The sequence below is a fragment of the Flavilitoribacter nigricans DSM 23189 = NBRC 102662 genome, assembly GCF_002646595.1.
GTDB lineage: Bacteria > Bacteroidota > Bacteroidia > Chitinophagales > Saprospiraceae > Flavilitoribacter > Flavilitoribacter nigricans.
In genome coordinates this window covers 19,273-41,851 of sequence record NZ_PDUD01000004.1, presented here as the reverse complement: position 1 = coordinate 41,851, position 22,579 = coordinate 19,273, and the positions used below count along the sequence as shown (strand labels likewise).

The following is a 22,579-nucleotide window of genomic DNA, read 5'->3' as shown; positions in this document are numbered from 1 at the left end:
TCCAAAATGCTCCACTGCTCCGAAAGAGCGTAGGTGGGTTTCTCGAATTGTATCGCTATAAGAAGAGTAATTGAACCGGCCTTCCAGAGATCAGCTACTCCGGATCTCTAGATCAGATGTTCCCGCATATAGTCATTGATAAATTTCCCATTCGGATCGTATTCGCGCATCAGCGCCCGGAAATCCGGTAATTTGGGATACAATTCCTCCAGGCGGGGTTTCGGTATGGTGAACATTTTTCCCCAGTGCGGACGCACCTCCAGGTCGTGCAGGGCACCTTCGATCTGGGGCAGGAGTTTTTTTAGGTATTCCCAATCCTGCTTCAACGTAAAGTGGAAAGCAATGCAATCCTGCTGGTAACAGGGACTCATCCAGAAGTCATCCGCTGCGACGGCGCGAACTTCGGAGATCATCAGGATCGGCGCCAGTTTGCGCTTGAAACTTTGAATGACCTTAAACGCTTCTACCGCATTCGGCAGGGGCACAAAAAATTCACTTTGAAGTTCCTTGCCGCTGCTGGGCGTAAATTCCATTTTGAAGTGTGGCAATCTTTCGTACCAGGGGCCCTGAATGCCCATTTGGTCGGTACAGCTCTCGGCGGGATGATCAAGGATAGGATGCACTTTGCGATCAAATAATTTAGCGCCGTAAAATTCGGCATCCCCTACCCCTGCGCGTACTTCGCCAACTTTGGATTTGATCCATACCTGATTGACCGTATCCGACTGCCAGTCGGTAAAGAGACTCACACTGTAGCCGGCGGACATGATGTCCTCGAAGTTCGCTTCCAGTTCGGCTACCGGCAGATCCTGGTAGACGTGCTGGTACATATCGAAAGTGGGCTCGATCTTGAGTGTCAGGCGGGTCAGTACCCCCAGGGAGCCGAGGTGAACGATAGCACCGGCAAACTTATCGCCGTCTGCTTCGCGGCTGAGGTTCTGGTAGTTCGCACCTCCGTCGATGAACTGCATGGCTACCACGGCCGAGGGCAGGTTGCCGTTTTTCATACCCGACCCGTGGGTGGCGGTCGCGCAGGCTCCCGCTACGGAAATGTGCGGCAGCGAAGCCAGATTGTGGATCGCGTAGCCCCGTTCGTGCAGCCAGGGACAAAGCTGGCCGTAGGTCATCCCCGCTTCGATGGTCACGGTCATCGCTTCTTCATCCAGTTCGAAGACCTCGTCCTGGCTCAGTACCGAGACCTGATCGGCCGTCGTGTCGGCGATATTATTAAAACAGTGACGGGTACCCAGGGCCCGCAGTTTTTCGTTGTTGTGAATGACCATTTGCACGGCCTCCCGGGTATCGGGTTCGTGCAGTTTCTCGGCGCTGTAGGTCAGATTACCCGCCCAGTTCGTTCGTTCCATAGCTGCTGGTGGTGTCGTTGATGATGCTGCTCCTGATGATTCGGATTCCGGTCCGCAGCCGATCAGGGGAGAAAGCAGGCTGCCGGTGACCAAGGCCGAAGAGGTCTTGAGAAAAGTCCTTTTTTTCATGGTTTCAGGTTTCTGGTTGAAAGAAGATCAATGATCCGGAGTTTGAATTTTACTGCCCCTAATCTAGCAAAAATTGCGATCTATCCCGGTCCGGAGGCCATTTATCACCGGTAAGTCGCTCACTTTTTATAATTTTGGGGACTTATTAACGCGCTCTGAAATAGGCCCCGGATCTTCGGCTGCTTATTTTACAAAACATTACTCTGGATGGAACACATTACCTTCAATCCCCAAATTGAACTTGCCTTTGAGTATGTCACTCAAACCGATAAGCACATTTTCCTGACCGGTAAGGCCGGTACCGGCAAAACCACTTTTTTGCGCCGTGTAGTGCGGGAAACCACCAAGCGAACGGCAGTCGTAGCGCCTACGGGTGTTGCCGCCATTAATGCCGAAGGCGTTACCATTCATTCCCTGTTCCAGCTGCCTTTCGGTCCGCTGATCCCCGGTCAGGTAAGAGAAAGGATGGCCCAGCGCCGGTTCAGCAAAAAAAAGATCGACCTCATCAAAAGTCTCGACCTCCTGATCATCGACGAGATCAGTATGGTGCGGGCGGATGTTCTGGACGGTATCGATGAAGTGCTTCGCCGCTACCGGTCCTACAGCCGGCCGTTCGGTGGTCTGCAGTTGCTGATGATCGGCGATCTGCACCAGTTGCCGCCCGTGGTCAAACAGAACGAATGGGACCTGCTCCGCCAGCACTACCGGACCCCCTATTTTTTTGGAAGTCTTGCCCTGGAAAAGACCGACGCCGTCACCATCCAGCTACAGCATATCTACCGGCAGGCGGATAGTCAGTTTATCGAATTACTCAATCAGGTGCGCAGTAACCAACTCGACCAGCAGGTACTGGCGACCCTCAACAGCCGCTACCGACCGAATTTTGTACCCGAAGAAGATTCCGGCTACATCACCCTCACCTCGCACAACGCCGCCGCCCAAAAGATCAACAACGAACGGCTGACGGCATTATCGGGCGATCTCACCGTAGTCAGTGCGGCAATCGACGGGGATTTCCCCGCCCACGCTTATCCCACTGATCCTGAGTTGCACTTTAAGGTCGGGGCCCAGGTAATGTTCGTCAAGAACGACGCTTCCCCGGACAAGCGCTACTACAACGGTAAGATCGGCCGGATCACCAAGATCCGGGGAGAAGAGATCTTTGTCCAATGCCCGGGAGAAGAACACCATATAGCGGTGCTGCCGACCGAATGGCACAATCGCAAGTACACTCTGGATGAAAAGACCAAGGAAGTGTCCGAAGAGATCATCGGCACCTTTACGCAATATCCCCTGCGACTGGCCTGGGCCATTACGATCCATAAAAGTCAGGGGCTGACTTTCGAACAGGTGATCATCGACGCACAGGCCGCTTTCGCCCACGGGCAGGTATACGTGGCGCTGAGTCGCTGTAAGACCTTTGAGGGGATCGTGCTGCATACCGAACTGATCCCGAGCAGTGTAAAGACCGACCGGGTCGTGCAATCCTACACAGAACAGGCCCGCCGTAACGAGCCGGATGAAGACCAGCTCCACCGGGCCAAGCGGGATTATCAACAGGATGTACTCCGCCGGTTCTTCCGTTTCAAACCCCTGCAGCGGGCTTTTGAGCGCCTCTACCGCTCCGTTCTGGAAAACGAGAATGCCCTGCAGGGAAGCCTGGTCGAAGACGTTAAAACGCTCAAAACCACTACCGAAAATCTGATCATGACGGTCGGCGAAAAATTCCGGCCCCAACTGGAAAATTACTTCCGGCAGGAAGCACTTCCCGAAGCAAACGAAGCACTCAAAGATCGTCTGGGAAAGGCGGGCGCCTATTTCCAGCAGCATTTCGAAAAGACCATATTGCCGGCCGCCAATCAACTGGAACTCCTATCCGACAACCAGGCGGTGCGCAAAAAGGTGGATGAACAGCTGACGGAACTGCGTAAAGAACTGTTCATCACCCAGGCCGGCAATCAGGCCCTCGTCCGTGGGTTCGAGAGCAGAGCCTTCAATAAAACCCGGGTAGACGCGGAATTGGATTTCCGTAAATCTTCCGCCAGTCGCGCCCCGCGCGTCAGTGTACCCAACAGTGTGGAACACCCGGCCTTATTTCAGAAACTGGCCCAATGGCGGGCCGAGACGGCCGATCAGGAAGGCGTACAACGCTACGTGGTGGCTCCGACCAAGACCCTGCTGGAACTCATCAGCGTGCTGCCCACTACCGGCCCCAGCCTGAAACGAGTCAACGGCATCGGTAAAGGCCGGGCGGATAAATACGGTGCGGCCCTGCTGGAATTGATCAGCGATTACTGCACGGAGCATGGCCTGGAAACGGACCGGGTGCAGTTTGCGACCGGCAAGGCGCCCAAAACTTCCAAACCGCCCAAGCCGGATACGAAAACGGTCAGTCTGGTTATGTTCGAAAGTGGGCAAAGCCCCGAAGAGATCGCAACGGCCCGGGAACTGGCTCCAACGACCATCCAAAGCCACCTGGCTCACTTCATCCGTCTCGGCGAACTTGATATTTTTAAGTTGCTGGACCGGGAAAAAGTAGAAGCGGGAGCTGCCTATTTCCAAGACTCCAAGGGTCAGTCGCTCTCCGAAGCTAAAAACCACTTTGGTGACCAGTTCAGCTACGGCGAGTTGCGGATGATCCTGAATTATTGTTTGCGGGGGGAGGAGGAGGAAGAGTAGTTGTCAGGGGCGAGGGGTGAGGCGAGAGGTGTCAGGAGAGAGGGGCGAGGGGTCAGGTCAGGAGAGAGGAGCGAGGAGTCAGGTGTCAGGCGGTAGGTGCGAGGTTTCAGGGATAAGGAACTAAAACCCCTCGCTCCTGACACCTCGCGCCTGACACCTCGCCCCTGGCCCCTGACACCTCCCCAAAAAAAATTAATTCCCACAGTTCGGGTGACCTCTGCCAATAATTTCCGATTTTAATCCAAAAAAGAAATGAGACAACACCTTGCACCTGTTTTCGGTCTGTTATTTTGTCTGGCTCTATTCGCCTGCGGCACCGAAAAAGGAACCTCCGAATCGGAACAACCGGAAGCAACCACCACGATGAAAGCACTCATCGTTGACGGCCAGAACAACCACGTCATGTGGCCGAAGATATCGGTTATGATGAAGCAGTACCTGGAAGAGACCGGACTGTTTTCCGTAGATATCCAACGGACGGCCTACACCTGGAAAGGGGATGATCTGATCGGTGAGTTCCCGATCGCGGCCGAGACGACCACGACGGCGATGGAAGAGCCTAAGGCCGATCCGAATTTTGCGCCCGATTTCTCCGCCTATGATGTCGTAATTTCCAACTTCGGCTGGAACGCGGCCCCCTGGCCCGAATCCACCAAAACTGCACTGGAACAGTACGTGAGCCAGGGCGGTGGCTTTGTGGTGGTACACGCTGCCGACAATTCCTTCCCGGACTGGGTAGCGTTCAATAAGATGATCGGCCTGGGTGGCTGGGGAGATCGTACCGAAAAGGACGGCCCTTACGTCTACTACAACGATGCCGGTGAACTGGTACGCGATACCACCGCCGGAAGGGGCGGCTCACACGGTCCCCAGCACGAATTTGAGATCACCATTCGCAATAGCGATCACCCGATCACCAAAGGTATGCCGGCCAAATGGTTGCATACCAAGGATGAGTTGTACGACCGGCTACGCGGCCCCGCCGAAAATATGGAGATTCTGGCTACCGCTTATTCCGATGCGGAGGAGAAAAAGGGAACCGGCCGCCACGAGCCGATGATCATCACCATCAGTTACGGAGACGGACGGGTATTCCATACGCCGATGGGGCACGACGATGTTTCCGTTTCCGGCGTGGGATTCATTACCACCTTTAATCGGGGCGTGGAATGGGCCGCTACGGGCAGCGTCAGCCAACCAATACCGGATGATTTCCCGACGGCCGAGGCCTCCAGTGCCCGGACTTTCTCCATGCAGTGATCCAAAGCTAAACACTTTGCTATACTACAAGGGCACGCTCCTCTGACCGGAGCGTGCCCTTGTATTTTTCACTAATGCCTGCGGGCTGATTACAATACCAGATCCTGCCGGGCGAGTTGATCACTGTTCCAGGGTTCTCCGCACTGCAATACCTGAAAGGTTTGCCCGAGCTGCTGGGCGGCTCGTACAAAATCCGCCGGATTGGCGGTATTGAAGGTAAACATATCGTAGTGGCAGGGAATAACCATGCCGGCCCCGATCTCCTTACCGAGCCGGGCGGCCTCTTCGGTATCCAGATTGCCCGCTACCCGTCGCTCCGGTTTGTTACCGTTTATGGGTAGAAGGGCCAAGTCGATCGCAAATGGTTGGAGCTGCTCCGTCAGTTCGTGGTACCAGAGCGTATCTCCGCTGTGATAAACCGTCCAGGGGCCGAAGGTCACCACGTAGCCCATATAATGGCAGCGGCCCTGATCATCCCGTTCTACGGCATTGTGGGCCGCCGCGATCCCGTGAAAAGTGAAATGCCCCACGCTGACGGAGGTGCCGTCATTCAGTCCGATCGGATAGTCCAGCGGACACTGGAGCCGACGGGCGACAAAATCCCGGTTGGCCTCCGGGATGACCAGTTGCAGATCGGGATTGCCCCGCAGCAGCGGCCACAGGGTAAAGGCATCCAGATGATCCGTATGATTATGGGTAGAAGTGGCCACATCGATAAAATCCAGCCGGGCCGGGTCAATCACCCGTTCCGTCATCCGAACGTGCGGCTTATCCGTATCGGCGTATTTTTCCGTAAGGGAATCCGACAGGTAGGGATCGAACAACAGGAACTGACCCCGCCAGTGCAACAAGAATCCACTCTGCCCCAGCCACCACAGCCGGAAACGGTCTTCCGCAGGATCGGCGGATCGGATATCGGCCAGCAGCTCATCATCTTTTTGGTAAGGAGTGATCACGGGTATGGAAGTGTTTTTGAAGTGATTTAACAATTGATCGTAGGGGCCGGGGCCGATCTTTTTCATACAACAGCAAAATGAATTTACAGGTTGGAACCGGTGAAGCGATAAATCATTCAGATCCCTTCCCTTTGCATAGATCCCTACAATACAGAAGTGTGGCAAAACCTGTTAATAACTCAGGAACAGATCCTGATATTTTCCCTGGTCGAGTTCAGCATCAAATCCCTTCCCTACCCTTTCAACAATAGCCTTAAAACCATCGTCATCCGCCCCCAGAAAAGACTTCGAAAAACTGACCATATTCAGCTTTTCCATATAGCCCACGGAAAAGACATAGGAATCTTTGGTGATCCGGTACGGTTTATAATCACCGTAGGCATCCAACGCTACCGCTTCGTCGGACAACTCGAGTTCTTTCTTAACGAAATCCAGAAAATAGGGCAATATATCCTCCTTCACCGGGGTCAGCTCGTAGGAATGGCTTTGCGTGAAAATGCCCTGCCAGTTGGGCAGCTGGTCCAGTTTGCGCAATTGCAGTACTTCGTCGCCATTTGTCTTTTTATCCCACTCAAAATAAGTGTTTATCCACTCGGTGGTTATATGATCTGTATTGTACAGGCGGGTTTCCGTTTGATCGAAAGGTACCGCATAGGCCGCATTGGTCCGGTAATTGTAAGCCAGTAAGGCGTAGATGAACTTATCATAACGCTCTTCCGAATCCTTGCTGCCATCGAATACGACCCAATTTCTATCCGGAGAAAATCCTCTGGCCCGGCCGGCATAATAGCCCATGGTAAAATCGATACTCTTCCGGAACGGATAGAGCGACAGATCGGAAACCCGCAGCACCGTCAGTTCATTCACCAGCAGGTACTCACCGCCCCGCAGCGACAGATTAGCGCTCGTATCTTCGGAAATATAGATCTCCCGTTTCGGCCCGGGCTGCCCGTTCTCACTATCCAGCCACTGGACACTGGCGAAGTTGGAATGCTGCTCACTCAGCGGTGTAATGGCCGCACTATCGCCGGCCTCGGTGATCAGATACATACTCTGGCTCCCGGCAATGACGGCGGGGCGGGGTGCATCCTCCAATACAAAAGCCTTCCAGACGCTGGCATAACCGGTATTGGACTGGAGGGCATCGGGAAATTTAATCGGCTGGTCCCGGTAAAACACCCGGTATTTAGAGTAGGCTGATTTCACCATTCCTCCGCGGTTCATATCGAACCTTCTTTCCGTTACGCGATCTTTCTGAATGGTAAGCGGCCCGTTCTGAACCGTTACCCGGCTGTCGTTCGCCCGGTTTTTACCCCGGCAAAATGAAAATAAACTCAATAGGCTCATCAGGCTCAGGATTAAGATTAAACGGGTATGGATGTTCATTGGTATGCCAGTTTTAATAAAAACAAGCTCAGCGGGCGCGGAGTACCGCAGAGTAATCGCCCTGTCTGCTTTCACACAGCCGTTCTACCTGCCAGTTGGTTTTTTCCGCCAGTTGCCGCAATACTCCGGAATCCAGATGGACCCAGTTGAACCAGTCCCCGATCCGATCTTTATATTCTACCCGGAACTTAATACTCCCCAGGTAACCATCCTCCGCTTTGTACACCAGGTGATCCGCCTGATGGTATCGCTCTTCCATGGCGGTCGGATCCAGGGAATTCAACAGCAATGCTCCCCCCGGCCGGATCAATAGCCGCAGGATCTGCAGGAGTTTTTCGGCTCCGGTAAGCGTCCCTCCAATCCCAATATTATGGCCGAACAGCAATATCGTATCAAAACTGGCGGGTGCAAATTCCGGCTGGAAAATATCCATCAAGCGCACCTCCCGGCAACCCCGTTCCCGGCACACCGCAATTGCACCGGGCGAAATGTCGATGCCCGTTATATCAAAACCCAGCTTTTGGAAATACAGCAGAAACCTACCCGCCCCGCAGCCAACATCCAGGATCTTCCCCCGCGCAGCGGACAGCACCGGGTCCTCGTCCGGGAAATACTCCGGATCAAAATAACTACCGATATCCGTCTTACCCCCATAGCCGTCATCCCGCCGCAGGATATGATGTATATCGCGGTCCCCAATCCAGTAACTGTACAGCGCCTGGCCAAATATGTCATTCGGTTTCTCCACCCCGATTATTTTTAGCGGTCCCCTCCACCGTCAACCATCGACCGTCGACCGTCGACCGTCCACCATCAACCCTCAACCATACCTAAAGATAACCCAAACAACCGAGCTTTACGCCCCCCACCCAACAAAAGCAGCAGAAAACCCCACACGATCATCTACTTCCGAAAGTCCGACGGAGAAGTGTGGAATTCCTGTAAGAAAGTCCGGGAAAAATAGTTGGGATCGGCAAATCCTACCTCATAGGCAATTTCCGAGACGTTCAGATCGGTAGACTGCAGGAACTCCCGTCCCCGTTGCAGGCGGGCGGAGCGGATAAACGAGGAAGGCGTTTTCCCGGTCAGGGCTTTGATCTTGCGATACATCTGGGTGTGGCTCATTCCCACCGATTGGGCCAGATCACGAACCCCGAAATCCGGATCGCTTATCCTTTCGTCCAGTTCACTTCGCAGTTTTTGCAAGAAGGCTTCTTCCTGCGGATGGCGGCCATTGGTATTTACCAGTTCCCGGTCCGGAGCGAAGTGCGCCTGTAGTTCTCTCCGGAGCTGGATCAGTTTTTCCAGGCGGACAAACAATTCCTCCGAATCAAAAGGCTTCGTCAGATAAGCATCGGCGCCGTATTGCAGGCCTTTTATTTTGTCCCGCTGCGCGGCTTTGGCCGTCAGGAGAATGATCGGGATATGGCTGGTCCGTTCATCCTGTTTCAGAACTTCGCAGACTTCGTAGCCATTCTTTTCCGGCATCATCACATCGCTGATGATCACATCGGGTATGAGTTCGATGGCGAGTTCGATCCCTCGTTGGCCGTCTCCGGCCGTATGGACCATATAGGTCTCCCGGAGCAGATTTTGAATGTATTCCTGCAGATCAGGATTATCTTCGATAAGCAATAATTGAGGCAAGTCTGCGGAGTCGGGTCTCGCGGCCGTCCCCTTTAGTTCCGGTCGGTCCATTTCCTCACTGGGAGCGATAGGAGCAGTTGACTGGGAGGCCCTGGGTGCCGTTTTGGTGATCGGTATAAAAACCTTAAAAGTGCTGCCCTGCCCTTCTTTACTCGCCACGTCGATCTCTCCGCCAAGCAGGTGAACCAGTTCCGAGGTGAGCGACAGCCCAATGCCCGTTCCTTCGCCCCGGCGGGTAGAGGAACTGTCCACCTGGTAAAAGCGGTCAAAGATGTGGGAAAACTGCTGCTCGGCAATACCGATGCCCGTATCCTTTACCTTGATCTGTAAATAGGGTCGTCCGTCCCGTTCTGTACTCACCACGTGCAGGATCACTTTCCCGTTATCCGGCGTAAATTTAATGGCGTTGGATAAAAGATTATAAACGATGTGCTGGATCTGCGTATCGTCGTAATCCATCAGGAACGCATCTTCTTCCGAATAAAAGGTCAGTTTGATGCCCTTATCCATGGCCATGGAATCAAAGGATTCCGTCAGGTAGCGCAGATAAGCAACGATATCGCCGCACACGGGGTGTACTTCCAGTTTTCCGGATTCCAGTTTTGACAGATCCAGCAACTGGTTGATCAGTCGCAGTAAATGTTTTCCATTCCGGCGAATGAGCTTTTGCTCCCGCGGATACCCGTTGATTTGTTCACTGAGGCCCATGATCACCGTGAGCGGCGTACGAAATTCGTGGGTAATATTGGCGTAGAAGCGATTTTTTATGCGCCCGATTTCCAGGCTACGCTGGGATTCCAGATCTTTCATCCGGCGACGGTAACCCAGGCCAATAGAGAAAGTAAACAGATGGATGATCGCCGTGATTTCCAGTATGTAATAGCGGGAATAGGAGGATTCCAGGATCAGGTCTTTATTGCTCAAAAGCTCCAGTAATCCGTTAATGATAATTGCGGTCGTAAAAATGACACCGGCGATCGCAAAATACAGTGCGACCTGGTCCCTGGTCCGAATGAGCAGATAGCAGATCAGCAGACCGGCCAGCGCAAAGGGGACCAGCAACGGTTGCGTGAGCTGCACCACGAGGTAATCCCGGGTCAGCAGATAAAGGACGCTCACCGTGGCCAGAATGACCAAGTTGATCCGGATAAAAAGGTTGACCCGCCGGTTCCAGACCGGCAACAACTGCCGGAGCTGCACAAAACTTTGCATGAATTTGAAAGTCATGATCCCCGTGGCGTATTGCATCAGCAGGAAGAGCCCCCAGGCGAAATAGGGCTGCTCCTTCAACAGTACGGATTGAAGGTAACCAAAATCGCCCAGCGTAAGCAAAGAGATCATCAGGATATACAGGCAGTAATAGAGATAGGTGAGGTCCCGGATCATGAGGAACAACAACAGGTGGTAGAGCAGCAGCGCCCAGATGATGCCCTGAAAAAAGGCCTGCCCGAGATGGCGGCGGCCCGGATCGATCCGCCGGGACCAGAATTCCGGCTGAAACACCTTCAGTCTCAGCGCCATGGGTTTGTTGATCACCCGTCGGATCTTCACGAACAGTTCCCGGCTTTCTCCGGCGGCCAGTTGAATTTTTGCCTGCGCGCTATGACCGTCATCCCGAATAAAAAAGCCCGGTAAGAACGCACCGGTCCTTTCGCGGGCGGGGACCATATTGCCCATTCGGGCCACTTCCTCCAGACCATAGAGTTCCAGGTATTGCTCCGGCCCGAAATACAGGATAAATTCGGTAGTAGTTTCTCTGGGATTGGCCAGGGTGAACGTCAGCCAGTATTCCTGCTTGCTCCGGATCAGGGTCGGATAGGACCCCGGGGCCTCAAAAGCGCCCGCGCGCCGGCGGGCTACTACTCTTTCGTAATTCAGTGGACTTCCATCCGGGGGCAGTAGGGCCGCATACGGTAAAATATTCACCGAATCCTGAAAAGTCAGTAACTGGTCATTGACCATCACCTGGGCCGGCTGGTAGGCGACGGCCGACTGATCCGGTCCATCGCAGGATACCAGCGTAAGCAACAGCACTAAAAATATCACATTCCTGAGCATCACTATATCTTAGGTACAGAGGGGAATGGATGAACGAGTTGCTCCACTCCGGCTTCCGACCGGAAGGAGCGTTTTTTAGGGAAAGTTGTTCTATCTATTTATAGGATGAAGCCGGGAAAGGTTACTTCCGGCGCGGAGGTAATATCCGGAAATCCAAAGGTATCCGCCGAAGGGCGATGAAAATACCGGGATTGCCGGAGAATATACCCAAAGGTAGTAAATCCTGGAGGGGCGGGACCATTAGCGGTGTAGCCTCAATTTATACTGACGCGTCTATCGCTTTGGACCCGACGGATTTTTCCCATCCGTTAGGTTGGCGGACTCAACTGGCATCAGCAACAGTCCCAGTAGAAGTAAGCCTTGGTAAAATCTTTATTCTGCAGGCTTTCCGGGTCAATGAAGAGATGAGCCAATCCGGAGTCTCCGAACATGATCTCTTCGTCCATATCGATCTGTAAAAGATGAAAATCGTTCCGCTCACCCCGATTGTAATCCCGTGGATCCGATTGGGTAAAATCCGCATACCCGCCGATCTTATGACCGGCAGCATTAAAATAAGCCAGGAATTCCCGTTTCTGCTCTTCCGTCAGTTGCTCGGAAAATTCCCAGAAATCCAGATCTCCGAACCGAAAACCGAACTGGCAATCCTCCGATCCACCGTGGTCAATTGCTCGTTCAAATTGTAGCGTATGCAATTTATAAATGGGCATTTCTTCGTAATCCGAAGGCTTCAGGAAGGAAAAATCCCGCATCGGTGTGCTCTCCAGCGCCTGCTTATCGTGGTAAATGGCCGCCGCATCCTCCTCGTACCAGCCTTCCACGGAAAAGTAGAGCTGCAGGATGCCGTCTTTCGGCAAGCCGGGCAGATGGGGGATTTCCGCAAAATTCAACTGGGCCATCAGCAACATGGGTTGCCCCTCGCGGTCGAGCGGGTATTTTTCGGATTCCGGAAAAAAGGGAAGGCCGAGGAATTTACTGGTTTTCAGGTCCAGCGGATCACTGAGCGGATGCTCCGTTCGGGGAGTAGCGGTGATTTGTACTTTTTCTCTCCGGTACTTAGCTAGTTCCGCGGCAAAGGGTTGCAGAAAAGTCGGGATCATGTGTTTAAATTATGTCCCAATTTTACTGCTTTTTTGCGTGCTGGGTAGTTAAATATTTTTGGTCCGAATGGGTAAATTTATCTGCCTGATTGCTCCTCACTTTGCAGGGGTAATTTATTCGGCAAACGCGGTTCACAGCTCCGCCCTTACCAGCGCCGCCCCGGCCACCATGCTGTTCAGTTTTTTCTTTGCCGCCCAGCGCGCCGTCTGGCTCAGCCCGCAATCGGGAGCCACCGACAATTTATCTGCCGGTACATACTGCAGACACTGACGGATCCGCGCCGCTACGTCCTCCGGCGTCTCGATGTAGTAGCTTTTTACGTCAATTACACCTACGGCTACCTCCATTCGTTCGGCGAATTTTTCAATTAGTTCCAACTCCGCAAATTCCCGGTTGGCCATTTCCAAATGGACTTCATCTACTTTAAAGTCGAGGAAATCCGGCAGCATAGGCGCTATCCGGCGGTAGCCTACCGCGTGCCCTTTGTAATTGCCGAAACAAAGGTGGGTCGACAGGCGGCACTTCCCCACCACCGGCTCGATGGTCCGGTTAAAGATATCGACAAAGCGACGGGTATCTTCTTTGTAGGCATAACAACTCATGGAGGGTTCATCCACAGTGATCTCCCGGCAACCGACCGCTATTAATGCTTTCAACTCGTTACGTACTATCGGGAGCAGCGCTTCGGTAATAGCATATCGATCCGGGTACTCCTTATTAGGCAACAGGCGACCGCTCAGCGTGAATGGACCGGGGACACTGGCCTTCAGTACCGGACCGTCCGGGGCCAGGCGTTGGAGCCGTCGGTATTCTTCTACAACTCCCAGTCCGTTCGGGGCCCGCAGACTTTCCACGATCCGGTGCTTCCCCCGCTGATCGTGGGCCGGTGGGCCCCAGAGGCGGGGAGAGACCGTTTCCCGCTCAATGCCGGCGATGTATCCGTAAAAGGAGAGATTAAAGTCCAGGCGGGTCTGCTCACCGTCGGTGATCACATCCAGTCCTGCGGTCACCTGATCGTGAACGGCCGCCACGACGGCATCATCGATCATTTCTTCCACGTCGGCGGCACCAAACTGGTCCAGGTGCCGGGCGGCGAATTCCAGCCAGCCGGGAAAAGGATAACTGCCGATGACGGTAGTGCGAATAGGATGGTCGGTCATATTGTTGTTTTTAGTTGGTTAGTCAAATCTTTGGCCTGAGGTTAAGCGGCCGTTTACAGTCCCTGGTACAGCCTGGCCAGCCGGTGGGCGTGTTCATCGTAGGCACTTTCAAACAAGCTAACCGCGCGTTCCGGACCGACTACCGCGGATCCGCTCAGCACTTTAGGCGGTTGCCCCGCTTCGGTCAGCAGAGCGGCGATCTCGGCCTTGAGGCTGTTCACGATCATGGCTCCGCCGACCGTAGAGCCCGGCGACACCGGTGTATCCAGACCGGGTACCCGAACCATGGCGTCTCCCGGAGGCGCGCCGGTATCCAGCACCAGATCCGCAAAATCCGTTAGCTTTTTGCCGTCGGCCCGTTTACTGGTAGAAGCTTCCGAATGTTGTTTACTGACCAGGGCGACGACCTTCAGTCCGCGTTGTTGGAACAGTTCCGCCATTTCGATCGGCACCACATTGCAGCCGCTACTGGAGATGACCAGTGCACTGTCCTGATCATTTAGGGCAAAATTGCGCAGGATGCGTTCGGCCAGGCCCGGCACATTTTCCAGGAACATAGCCTGTCGCTGTCCGTTGGCACCCACTACGAGATTGTGAAAGGTCAGGGACAATTCCACGATGGGATTGAAGCCGGGGAAAGAGCCGTAGCGCGGCCACATTTCCTCCACCATGATGCGGCTGTGCCCCGAGCCGAAAACCTGGACCATCCTACCGGCCAGGATCGTACCCGCGAACCAGCCGGCAGCCTGCTGGATCGCCGGTTCCTGTCCGGCAATAGTATCGATCAGATTCCGGCATTTTTCTAAATATTCCCTGCTTATGGACATTCTTTGCTGATGTTTTTTGATTTGATGTTAGTATCACTGCGGCACCGGTCCGTCGTATAAAGCGGCGCCGATCGCTCCGGCGTAATCCTGAAATTCCGCCAGTTTTACCGGTGTCGATCGTCCTCCGGGCCGCCATTCGTACAGATCCAGAAAAGTGGCCAATGGTTGTAGAAGATCTTCCCCGGCTTTGGTGATCCCGCCGGCCAGGATGACCAGATCTGGGCTGAAGGCATTGCAGAAAGAAGCGATGGCTAGCGCCAGTTTCCGCACCGAATCCAGCCAGAGGTAGGTCGCCCAGCTATCTCCGGCCCGGTGGGCCTGCACCAGATCGAAGGTAGAAGTAAATCGCTGAAGACTGCGTGCGGCCAGGCCCGCTTCCCCGATCGCGTCCTCCAGACTGCCCGTAATTCCGGTGATACTCGGCGTGATACTGGCGGCATCTACACTGATATGGCCGAGATGGCCCGCCCGCTGCATAAAGCCCTGATAGAGCTGACCATTCAGCAGCAATCCGCCGCCAACTCCGGTGCCCAGGGTGATCATCACCAGATTAGACTTCCCCTTGCCGGTTCCCAAACGAGCCTCGGCCCAGAGGGCGGCGTGGGCGTCGTTAAGTACGTGCACCTCGACGGCCAGATAATCGGACCAGTTGAATCCCTCCAGGCCCTGCAGCCGCACGGGCATGTAGGCGATCGAGCGGTTATCCGCACTGGCGATGCCGGGGGCCGATAGTCCGATGGCTTCTACGGGCCCGGAGGCCTTTTTCGTGAGTTCCCGGTGCATATCAGCGATCGCCCGCTGCCAGTCCTCCCGGCCATCCCGGGTTTCCATTTTCAGGCGGCAGGTGATCTCATCCGCTTCAATCAATACACCTTTCACATAGGTCCCCCCGATGTCGATACCCATACGGATCTGCTTCATGGCTGTGGTATTTGTCCTTCGGAAATAGTCCAGCCGCCGTCCACCCGTAACACCTGCCCGGTAATGAAAGCGGCCTGATCAGAAAGTAACAAAACCGCGGCGGCATTAGTATCCTGCGGTTGCCCGATCCGTCCGCCGTCCAGCGGTTGTTTGGTCCGGATAAACGCCATGATCTCTTCATTTTCGGCCGCCCGGCGGGCCATGGGCGTCTCCGTCAGGGCCGGAGCAATAACGTTCACGCGAATATTGTGCCGGGCGTAGTAAGCGGCGATCGAACGAGTGAAACCAATTACCGAGGATTTCGCAGCCGCGTAGGCATGGGTTGTGAAATAAGCCGGGGAAGGCGACTCCCCGAGTACCGACCCCATATTCAGAATGGCTCCTCCCCCACCCTGTTCCAGGAACGTCCGTACGGCCGCGCGGTTGGACAGCATCATGGCACTCAGATTGAGTTCAAAGGTAGCGTTCCAGCCCGAGAGAGTCATTTCGTGCAGAGGCCCGTCTCCGTATTTGCGGCCGCTGCCGCCGGCCACGTGGAACAGGCCGTGCAGATCGCCCCATTGTTTACGGCAGACCTCAATGGCCGCTTCGGCGGCCCCTTCTTCCCGGGCATCGCGGAGCAAAACCTTACCATTTTCACCCAAAGCGATGCCGGCCCGCTCGCAGGATTCCTCCTCGATACCGGTAACGACCACTTTAGCCCCCTGCGCCACAAATGCCGCTGCCGCCGACCAGCCCATGCCGCTCGTACCGCCGATGATCAGGATGTTTTTTCCTTCCAGCATCTATCCGTTTATTTGATTAGGGCTAGCATCTAACTTTCCCACCTCCGCACGTCTCAATCTTCATACCTTTTCACAATCCGCTCCGACATTTGCCCCGTCTCCTTATGCTTTAGGATCACTTTTTTCCGCCCGTCCGGCAGGAGTTCTTCCTTGATCAGGTAATGTTCGTCATCGTAGGCCACGGTGGCCCGTTCGGCCTGTAGTCCGGTCTGGCCGCGCCAGATCTCCAGTTCCACCGGTTCCCATTTTTTGGATTCCGCCGAACGGTAGCAGGCATCCATGATCGCATTGACGACGTAGCCGTCGTAAAAGGTTTCCATGGGCGTAGCTTCCCGTTCGATGGATTCGAACATATCGGTAAACATATCCGTGTAGCCGAGTTCGTGCACTTCGTCCCCCACCGGGAACAGCCAGCCGGATTCGCTTTCCGCCTTTTCCGCTACGTAGCCGCCCAGTCCCACATCAGTAAACATTTCAAAACCGGTGCGCAGGAAGTGATCGGTCCGGATGTTGCCCTCGGTACCGGCCACCTCGTCGCGCAGGTCCATCCCACCGCGGTAGGTCCAGCTTACTTCGAACTGACTGATGGCGCCGTTCTCGTATTTGACTAACCCAATCGCATTATCCTCGGCTTCAATGGGTTTCACCTGGGTGGCCGCCCAGCACATGACCTCCACCGGTTTGACGTCTTTACCGATGTAATTGCGGCCGATCTCAATACAGTGACACCCCAGATCAATAATGGCTCCGCCACCCGACAACTTCGGATCCCAGAACCAGTCGCTGTGCGGACCGGGATGGGCTTCCCGAGAGCGGGTCCAGAGCACTTTACCCAGGGCTCCGTTCTGTACCGATTTCAGGGCTTTTAAGGTTTTGGGGGTATAGGCCAGATCTTCCAGATAGCCGTGAAATACGCCGGCCCGCTCCACGGCTTCCAGCATGCGTTTGGCCTCGGCGGCCGTACGGGCCAGGGGTTTGGTGCAAAGCACCGCCTTACCAGCAGCAGCCGCCAGAAGGACGGCTTCTTCGTGCTGATGATTGGGCAAACCAATGACGACCGTATCGACTTCCGGATCCCGGATGGCAGCCGCCATATCCGTGTAGGTATTGGGAATGTTCCACTCTTTGGCAAAGGTCCGGGCGCGTTCTTCGGTGCGGGAATAGACAGCTACGACGCGATCCCGACTGCGTTGCCCGTGCAGGCACATGGTGTAAAATGTACCGATGAGGCCGGTACCGAGCATGCATATTTTTTGTGACATGTGGTTAGGGTTTTGATGGGTTGATGGTGGACGGTGGACGGTTGACGGTGGACGGTGGACGGTGGACGGGTGGAAAATAAACAATCTGAAAGGTCGGAATGAGGTATTCACACCCCAACACTTCAACACTTCAACACTTCAACACATTACAACTTTAACACATTTCCACGTTAACACCTTTCCACATCATCAATGCCCGACACTTTTTTTCAGGCTTTTCAGTTCTTTCTGCGTCAGTGGTCGCCATTCGCCAACTTTCAGGTTTCCCAGTTCTATGTTGATGATCCGGATCCTTTTCAGGGTCACCACGCGGTAGTCCAGGTATTCACACATACGACGGATCTGGCGGTTGAGGCCCTGAGTGAGGATGATCCGAAAAATAGTTTTCCTGATCTTTTGCACCTCGCATTTTTTGGTAACGGTACCCAAAATAGGGATTCCATTGCTCATTTTATGCAAAAATTCGGGTGTGATCGGCCGGTCTACCGTGACGATGTATTCCTTTTCGTGTTCATTTTCGACCCGCAGGATCTTGTTGACGATATCGCCGTCATTGGTGAGTAAGATGAGGCCGGAGGACGCTTTATCGAGCCGACCGATGGGAAAGATCCGTTCTTTATAATTTACAAAATCGATGATATTGTCCCGGTCGCGCTGGTCGGTCGTACTGGTGATCCCCGGAGGTTTGTTGAGCGCCAGATAGACGAACTTCGGTTGCTCCTGGATCGGTTTGCCGTCGACCGTTACCCGGTCACCTTCTTCTACCCGATTTCCTTTGCGGGCCACCTGACCGTTGATCTTCACCCGACCGGCATCGATCCATTTATCCGCTTCCCGACGGGAGCAAATACCGGTGCTGCTGATGTATTTATTGAGACTGATCGATTCTGCTGACATTGGATCTCATTTACTGCGGGTGCAAAGCTAATATTAATTGCCCGATTGCTCAATAAAGGTGCAGCTCATGAATATTATGCAGGAATTCCGGCATTTATGCGATCGGGAATAAGGAGAGCCTTATATTAACTACGTCTTACGATCAGAAATAAAAATTACTATGAAAAGTCGCATTTTCCAGATCATCGTTTTACTGATGGCCTTTCACAACACTATTAACGGACAATCCAACGAAACATCGGTTACCGGATTATTATATCTGGACGGCAGCCCCGTGCAGATCACCATGAAACAGGGGGTGATCACGGGCATGCAGCCCCTGGACGAAGATGCCGCAAAACCGGAACTGTACATAGCTCCCGGCCTCATCGACATCCAGATCAATGGCTACATGGGGATTGATTTCACTGGTGAGGATCTGGATCTGGACGGCATGCGAGCAGCCACCAAAAGACTCTGGGAAGAAGGCGTCACTACCTATCTGCCGACCGTGATCACCGCCGACCACGAAAGGCTGGCAAAGAATTTTGCCGTACTGGGCAAAGCCATGCAGGACCCCGAGATCGGTCCGTCCATCCCCGGTTTGCACCTGGAAGGTCCCTATATTTCGCCCATTGCCGGATTTCGGGGCGCTCACCTGGAAAAATACGTGCGCATCCCGGATAGCCGGGAATTCAAAACCTACCAGCAGGCCGCGAAGGGCGGTATCAAGCTGGTCACCCTGGCTCCGGAAGCGGAAGGAGCCATGCCGTTCATCCGGCAGCTCGTCGATGAGGACATCATCGTTTCGCTGGGGCATCACAACGGCTCCGCGGCCGAGATCAAGCAGGCCGTCTACAATGGCGCCTCGCTGTCCACCCACCTCGGCAATGGCTGCGCCAATGAGATCAACCGCCACTACAATCCGCTGTGGCCGCAACTGGCCGAAGACGGACTGAGCATCAGTATCATCGTGGATGGTTATCACCTGACCCGGGAAGAAGTCCGCAGCTTTTACAAAGCCAAAGGACCCGAGAAAACCATTCTGGTTTCGGACGCACTCGACCTGGCCGGACTGGAACCCGGCGAATACATCCGCGGCGAAAGGACCGTAGTGCTGACTCCCAATGTGATCAAGTTCCCGGCGGAGAACGTCCTGGCCGGAGCGGCCTCTCCCATCCGCCTGTGCGTGGGGAATATGATGAACTATACCCAGTGCTCCCTGGCCGAAGCGATCCGGATGGCCAGTACCAATCCGGCCGAACTGATGCAACTCGAAGACCGCGGCATCCTCAAACCCGGCAAACGGGCGGATCTGGTCCTGTTCACCCTGGAAAACGGTGAAATGAATGTGCAGCAAACCATCGTCGGCGGTAAGGTGGTCTACGAGCGATAACCCCCGGCGAACCCATTACCCAATACGCCCGGCTGCGGACCGGAACAATCTCCGGAGTGCAGCCGGCAAATACCTGAAACCTTGAGTATCCTAAAAAAAATCGCGATCGGCCTCAGCGCCGTCGGTCCGGGGCTGTTCCTGATCGGTTACAATATCGGGACCGGTAGTGTCACCACGATGGCCAAGGTAGGAGCCGAATACGGCATGACCCTGACCTGGGCCCTGGTCCTTTCCTGTATTTTCACCTACATCCTGATGGTCGCTTACGGGAAGACGACCCTCGTGACCGGGCATACCGCCCTGTTCAATATCAAAAACAATTTCCGCTTCGGTAAGGTCCTGGCCATTTACATCATGATCGCCCTGATCATTGGCGAAATGCTGGCTTTGATGGGCATCATGGGCATCGTTTCCGATCTGATCAGTGAAGGATTCCGTCTGCTGACGGGCACTCCCGTCAATACCTTGCTGATCACCAGTATTCTGGTAGTATTTCTGTACGCACTGTTCTGGTACGGTCGTTATCAGGTTTTCGAAAAGATCCTGATGGGGTTTGTGATCCTGATGGCGCTGACTTTCATTCTGGTGTTTTTTATGGTGCGACCCGATTTTTCCAGTCTGGCCTCCGGACTGATCCCTACCATTCCGAAGACCGACGGGGCCTTTGCGCTGATCGCAGCCATTGCCGGTACGACCTGCTCGGCGGCCGTTTTCATCATGCGCAGTACCGTGGTGGCCGAAAAGGGCTGGACCATCAAAGAACTGGAACAGGAGAAAAAGGATTCCGCCGTTTCGGCCACAATGATGTTCGTGCTCAGTCTGATCATTATGGCCGTGGGTGCGGGTACTCTGCATGTCATGGGCATGCAACTGAACAATACCGTGGAAATGATCGGCCTGTTCGAACCGATCGGGGGTAAATTCGCCGCGTTTTTACTGATCCTCGGTATTGCCGGTGCCGGGCTGTCGACGATATTCCCCATCATTCTGATCGCTCCCTGGCTGATCAGTGACTATACCGGTCGGGAACGGAATATCCGCTCTCCGATGTACCGCACGCTGGGACTAGTAGGGATCCTGTTTTGCTTCGGCACGCAGTTTATGGCCACACCGCCGCCCATCGTCATGGTGCTGTCCCAGGCCTTTCAGGCATTGATCCTGCCGGCCGTGGCCATCCCCATTTACCTCCTGATCAACCGCAAAGCCCTGATGGGCGATGATACGGCGGGGCAGGGAATGAACGCCGGCATTATTGCGGTGATCCTCTTCAGCCTGATCACCAGTTACTTTGCGATCATTGGTCTTTTTTGAAAATTTCCGGAAGCTGTACAGGATAGTCATTCCTATTACGGTATCGGAACCAACTTATTAAAAAAAGAAATTTCAACAATCTTACATGGAAACCTCTATCTCAGAAAATAAACAGGCGCTGGGAGCAGCTGCCGCCGCCCGGGGTGCCGAATTCATTAATCGTGCTATTGAGGAAAAGGGCGCGGCTAATATCATCCTGGCCACCGGGGCCTCCCAATTTGAAATGCTCGAAGCCCTGCTGAAGATCCCCGTGGACTGGACCAAAGTCACGGCCTTTCACCTGGACGAATACATCGGACTGCGGGCGACCCACCCCGCTTCTTTTCGCAAATACCTCAAGGAGCGTTTTGCCGATAAAGTACAATTGAAAGCTTTCCACTACGTAGACGGGGAAGCCGAGCCGGAAGCAGAATGCCGGAGGCTGGAGCAATTGATCCAGGCCCATCCCATCGATGTGGCCTTTATCGGAATCGGAGAAAATGCGCATCTGGCGTTCAATGATCCGCCAGCGGATTTTGAGACCGATGCGGCCTACATTCCGGTAACTTTGGATGAAGCCTGCCGCCGACAGCAGTTTGGGGAGGGTTGGTTCAGCAGTCTGGAGACCGTGCCCAGGCGGGCCATCAGTATGTCCATCCGGCAGATCATGCAGTCCAAAACCATTATTTGCAGTGTGCCCGATGCGCGTAAGGCCGATGCCGTAAAGAACGCGCTTCGGGCGGAGATCAGTCCGGAAGTTCCGGCCTCCATACTGCGGGAGCACCCGGATACCTGGCTGTATCTGGACCGGGAGTCGGCGGGTAAACTCTAGAACCTAGTGCCCCCTTTTTGCTGGCGTTTGTCAGAATTCCAGACCTTCTTTGCGCAACGTCCATCTGATGTCGCCGGGCACCTGCAATTCGGATACCCTGCCGTCGCCGCTCCATTGCTGGAAATGCGGTTCATCAACCTCGATCCAGGCGAAAAAGGATGAGTTACCGTCCAGGCGGAAGGATACCTTTTCGCGACCGGAAATCTCGTCGAAAGTACGGGACCATTCGATGGCACGACCGTTGTAGGTACCCGTACCGTTGGCGGCGAGATTCAGGGCCACTTCCGAATTTCGCGGGCATTGGGCCACATTTTCCACCAAATGGGTGATCACTACTTTTTCGCCGGTCCAGTTGCCTACCAGATGGTCTTCCAACAGGGTCTGATCGAGATCGGTCTTAGCACAGGAGAGTAACAGGCCGAAGACGGCCAGCAGGAGAAGAAAGAGCTTTTTCATACTATGCGGATTTTAGTTCTCATAAATTTAATCAAATACTTTGGCACCTGGGGAGTAATTGGTTAATTATCAGGGAATTTTGTTGGGGAGAGGGAGGGGAAAGGTGATGGGGAGACAAGGTGATGGGGAGACGGGGAGACAAGGAGAGGGAGAGCGCAGGAGACGGGGAGCTGGGGGGTTGCTCCTGGTCTCCT

At 54.3% G+C, this 22,579-nt stretch carries 18 protein-coding genes; 5 read left to right on the top strand and 13 right to left on the bottom strand.

The features are described 5' to 3' along the window. Nucleotides 1-107: 107 nt before the first annotated feature. Nucleotides 108-1,493 (bottom strand): D-arabinono-1,4-lactone oxidase, encoded by a 1,386-nt coding sequence (locus tag CRP01_RS03630; RefSeq protein ID WP_099148641.1) that lies wholly within the window; start codon nucleotides 1,491-1,493, stop codon nucleotides 108-110. A gap of 207 nt (nucleotides 1,494-1,700) precedes the next feature. Here CRP01_RS03630 and CRP01_RS03625 point away from each other — a divergent pair, with 207 nt between their 5' ends. Together CRP01_RS03625 and CRP01_RS03620 are read left to right on the top strand one after the other, a co-directional pair. Further along, nucleotides 1,701-4,172, top strand: a complete 2,472-nt coding sequence (locus CRP01_RS03625; RefSeq protein WP_099148640.1) for a helix-turn-helix domain-containing protein — start codon at nucleotides 1,701-1,703, stop codon at nucleotides 4,170-4,172. Nucleotides 4,173-4,424: 252 nt separating this feature from the next. Then, nucleotides 4,425-5,432 (top strand): ThuA domain-containing protein, encoded by a 1,008-nt coding sequence (locus tag CRP01_RS03620; protein WP_099148639.1) that lies wholly within the window; start codon nucleotides 4,425-4,427, stop codon nucleotides 5,430-5,432. Between the two features lie 89 nt (nucleotides 5,433-5,521). Here CRP01_RS03620 and CRP01_RS03615 read toward each other — a convergent pair whose 3' ends face one another. The 11 genes from CRP01_RS03615 to rluF form a co-directional block, all read right to left on the bottom strand. After that, entirely contained in the window at nucleotides 5,522-6,388 is an 867-nt protein-coding gene (locus CRP01_RS03615; protein WP_099148803.1) for an MBL fold metallo-hydrolase, read from the bottom strand. Nucleotides 6,389-6,559: 171 nt separating this feature from the next. After that, nucleotides 6,560-7,774 carry a hypothetical protein gene (locus CRP01_RS03610; RefSeq protein WP_099148638.1) on the bottom strand — a complete coding sequence of 405 codons (1,215 nt, stop codon included), beginning with the start codon at nucleotides 7,772-7,774 and terminating at the stop codon, nucleotides 6,560-6,562. A gap of 28 nt (nucleotides 7,775-7,802) precedes the next feature. After that, entirely contained in the window at nucleotides 7,803-8,522 is a 720-nt protein-coding gene (locus CRP01_RS03605; protein WP_170110204.1) for a class I SAM-dependent methyltransferase, read from the bottom strand. Nucleotides 8,523-8,677: 155 nt separating this feature from the next. Further along, on the bottom strand, nucleotides 8,678-11,479 hold the full coding sequence (locus CRP01_RS03600) for an ATP-binding protein (protein ID WP_099148636.1): 2,802 nt from the start codon (nucleotides 11,477-11,479) through the stop codon (nucleotides 8,678-8,680). 332 nt (nucleotides 11,480-11,811) lie between these two features. Continuing rightward, nucleotides 11,812-12,579 (bottom strand): YwqG family protein, encoded by a 768-nt coding sequence (locus tag CRP01_RS03595; RefSeq protein WP_099148635.1) that lies wholly within the window; start codon nucleotides 12,577-12,579, stop codon nucleotides 11,812-11,814. A gap of 132 nt (nucleotides 12,580-12,711) precedes the next feature. Continuing rightward, a complete protein-coding gene (locus CRP01_RS03590; protein WP_099148634.1) occupies nucleotides 12,712-13,740 on the bottom strand; it encodes a cobalamin-independent methionine synthase II family protein in 1,029 nt (342 codons plus the stop codon). Nucleotides 13,741-13,793: 53 nt separating this feature from the next. Next, nucleotides 13,794-14,567, bottom strand: a complete 774-nt coding sequence (locus CRP01_RS03585) for a sugar isomerase domain-containing protein (protein WP_099148633.1) — start codon at nucleotides 14,565-14,567, stop codon at nucleotides 13,794-13,796. A 33-nt stretch (nucleotides 14,568-14,600) separates the two neighbouring features. Beyond that, nucleotides 14,601-15,488, bottom strand: a complete 888-nt coding sequence (locus tag CRP01_RS03580) for an ROK family protein (RefSeq protein WP_099148632.1) — start codon at nucleotides 15,486-15,488, stop codon at nucleotides 14,601-14,603. Further along, entirely contained in the window at nucleotides 15,485-16,273 is a 789-nt protein-coding gene (locus CRP01_RS03575; protein ID WP_099148631.1) for an SDR family NAD(P)-dependent oxidoreductase, read from the bottom strand. The genes CRP01_RS03580 and CRP01_RS03575 overlap by 4 nt, the downstream gene beginning before the upstream one ends. A gap of 53 nt (nucleotides 16,274-16,326) precedes the next feature. Next, nucleotides 16,327-17,535 (bottom strand): Gfo/Idh/MocA family protein, encoded by a 1,209-nt coding sequence (locus CRP01_RS03570; RefSeq protein ID WP_099148630.1) that lies wholly within the window; start codon nucleotides 17,533-17,535, stop codon nucleotides 16,327-16,329. A 189-nt stretch (nucleotides 17,536-17,724) separates the two neighbouring features. Next, nucleotides 17,725-18,432: a 23S rRNA pseudouridine(2604) synthase RluF gene (gene rluF / locus CRP01_RS03565; protein WP_099148629.1), complete on the bottom strand. Its 708-nt coding sequence runs from the start codon at nucleotides 18,430-18,432 to the stop codon at nucleotides 17,725-17,727. Between the two features lie 160 nt (nucleotides 18,433-18,592). On the opposite strand from rluF, the gene nagA reads away from it, so the two are divergent. The 3 genes from nagA (at nucleotide 18,593) to CRP01_RS03550 (ending at nucleotide 21,929) form a co-directional block, all read left to right on the top strand. After that, nucleotides 18,593-19,807: an N-acetylglucosamine-6-phosphate deacetylase gene (gene nagA / locus CRP01_RS03560; protein WP_099148628.1), complete on the top strand. Its 1,215-nt coding sequence runs from the start codon at nucleotides 18,593-18,595 to the stop codon at nucleotides 19,805-19,807. A gap of 81 nt (nucleotides 19,808-19,888) precedes the next feature. Further along, a complete protein-coding gene (locus CRP01_RS03555) occupies nucleotides 19,889-21,118 on the top strand; it encodes an Nramp family divalent metal transporter (RefSeq protein ID WP_170110203.1) in 1,230 nt (409 codons plus the stop codon). Nucleotides 21,119-21,203: 85 nt separating this feature from the next. Next, nucleotides 21,204-21,929, top strand: a complete 726-nt coding sequence (locus CRP01_RS03550) for a glucosamine-6-phosphate deaminase (RefSeq protein WP_099148627.1) — start codon at nucleotides 21,204-21,206, stop codon at nucleotides 21,927-21,929. Between the two features lie 30 nt (nucleotides 21,930-21,959). Here CRP01_RS03550 and CRP01_RS03545 read toward each other — a convergent pair whose 3' ends face one another. Further along, on the bottom strand, nucleotides 21,960-22,385 hold the full coding sequence (locus CRP01_RS03545) for a hypothetical protein (protein WP_099148626.1): 426 nt from the start codon (nucleotides 22,383-22,385) through the stop codon (nucleotides 21,960-21,962). Nucleotides 22,386-22,579: the final 194 nt, after the last annotated feature.

Excerpts from the sequence above, each read along its gene's own strand:
- CRP01_RS03630 (WP_099148641.1), bottom strand. The coding sequence starts at position 1,493 with ATGAAAAAAAGGACTTTTCTCAAGACCTCTTCGGCCTTGGTCACCGGC.
- CRP01_RS03625 (WP_099148640.1), top strand. The coding sequence starts at position 1,701 with ATGGAACACATTACCTTCAATCCCCAAATTGAACTTGCCTTTGAGTAT.
- CRP01_RS03620 (WP_099148639.1), top strand. The coding sequence starts at position 4,425 with ATGAGACAACACCTTGCACCTGTTTTCGGTCTGTTATTTTGTCTGGCT.
- CRP01_RS03610 (WP_099148638.1), bottom strand. The coding sequence starts at position 7,774 with ATGAACATCCATACCCGTTTAATCTTAATCCTGAGCCTGATGAGCCTA.
- CRP01_RS03600 (WP_099148636.1), bottom strand. The coding sequence starts at position 11,479 with ATGCTCAGGAATGTGATATTTTTAGTGCTGTTGCTTACGCTGGTATCC.
- CRP01_RS03595 (WP_099148635.1), bottom strand. The coding sequence starts at position 12,579 with ATGATCCCGACTTTTCTGCAACCCTTTGCCGCGGAACTAGCTAAGTAC.
- CRP01_RS03590 (WP_099148634.1), bottom strand. The coding sequence starts at position 13,740 with ATGACCGACCATCCTATTCGCACTACCGTCATCGGCAGTTATCCTTTT.
- CRP01_RS03585 (WP_099148633.1), bottom strand. The coding sequence starts at position 14,567 with ATGTCCATAAGCAGGGAATATTTAGAAAAATGCCGGAATCTGATCGAT.
- CRP01_RS03580 (WP_099148632.1), bottom strand. The coding sequence starts at position 15,488 with ATGAAGCAGATCCGTATGGGTATCGACATCGGGGGGACCTATGTGAAA.
- CRP01_RS03575 (WP_099148631.1), bottom strand. The coding sequence starts at position 16,273 with ATGCTGGAAGGAAAAAACATCCTGATCATCGGCGGTACGAGCGGCATG.
- CRP01_RS03570 (WP_099148630.1), bottom strand. The coding sequence starts at position 17,535 with ATGTCACAAAAAATATGCATGCTCGGTACCGGCCTCATCGGTACATTT.
- rluF (WP_099148629.1), bottom strand. The coding sequence starts at position 18,432 with ATGTCAGCAGAATCGATCAGTCTCAATAAATACATCAGCAGCACCGGT.
- nagA (WP_099148628.1), top strand. The coding sequence starts at position 18,593 with ATGAAAAGTCGCATTTTCCAGATCATCGTTTTACTGATGGCCTTTCAC.
- CRP01_RS03550 (WP_099148627.1), top strand. The coding sequence starts at position 21,204 with ATGGAAACCTCTATCTCAGAAAATAAACAGGCGCTGGGAGCAGCTGCC.
- CRP01_RS03545 (WP_099148626.1), bottom strand. The coding sequence starts at position 22,385 with ATGAAAAAGCTCTTTCTTCTCCTGCTGGCCGTCTTCGGCCTGTTACTC.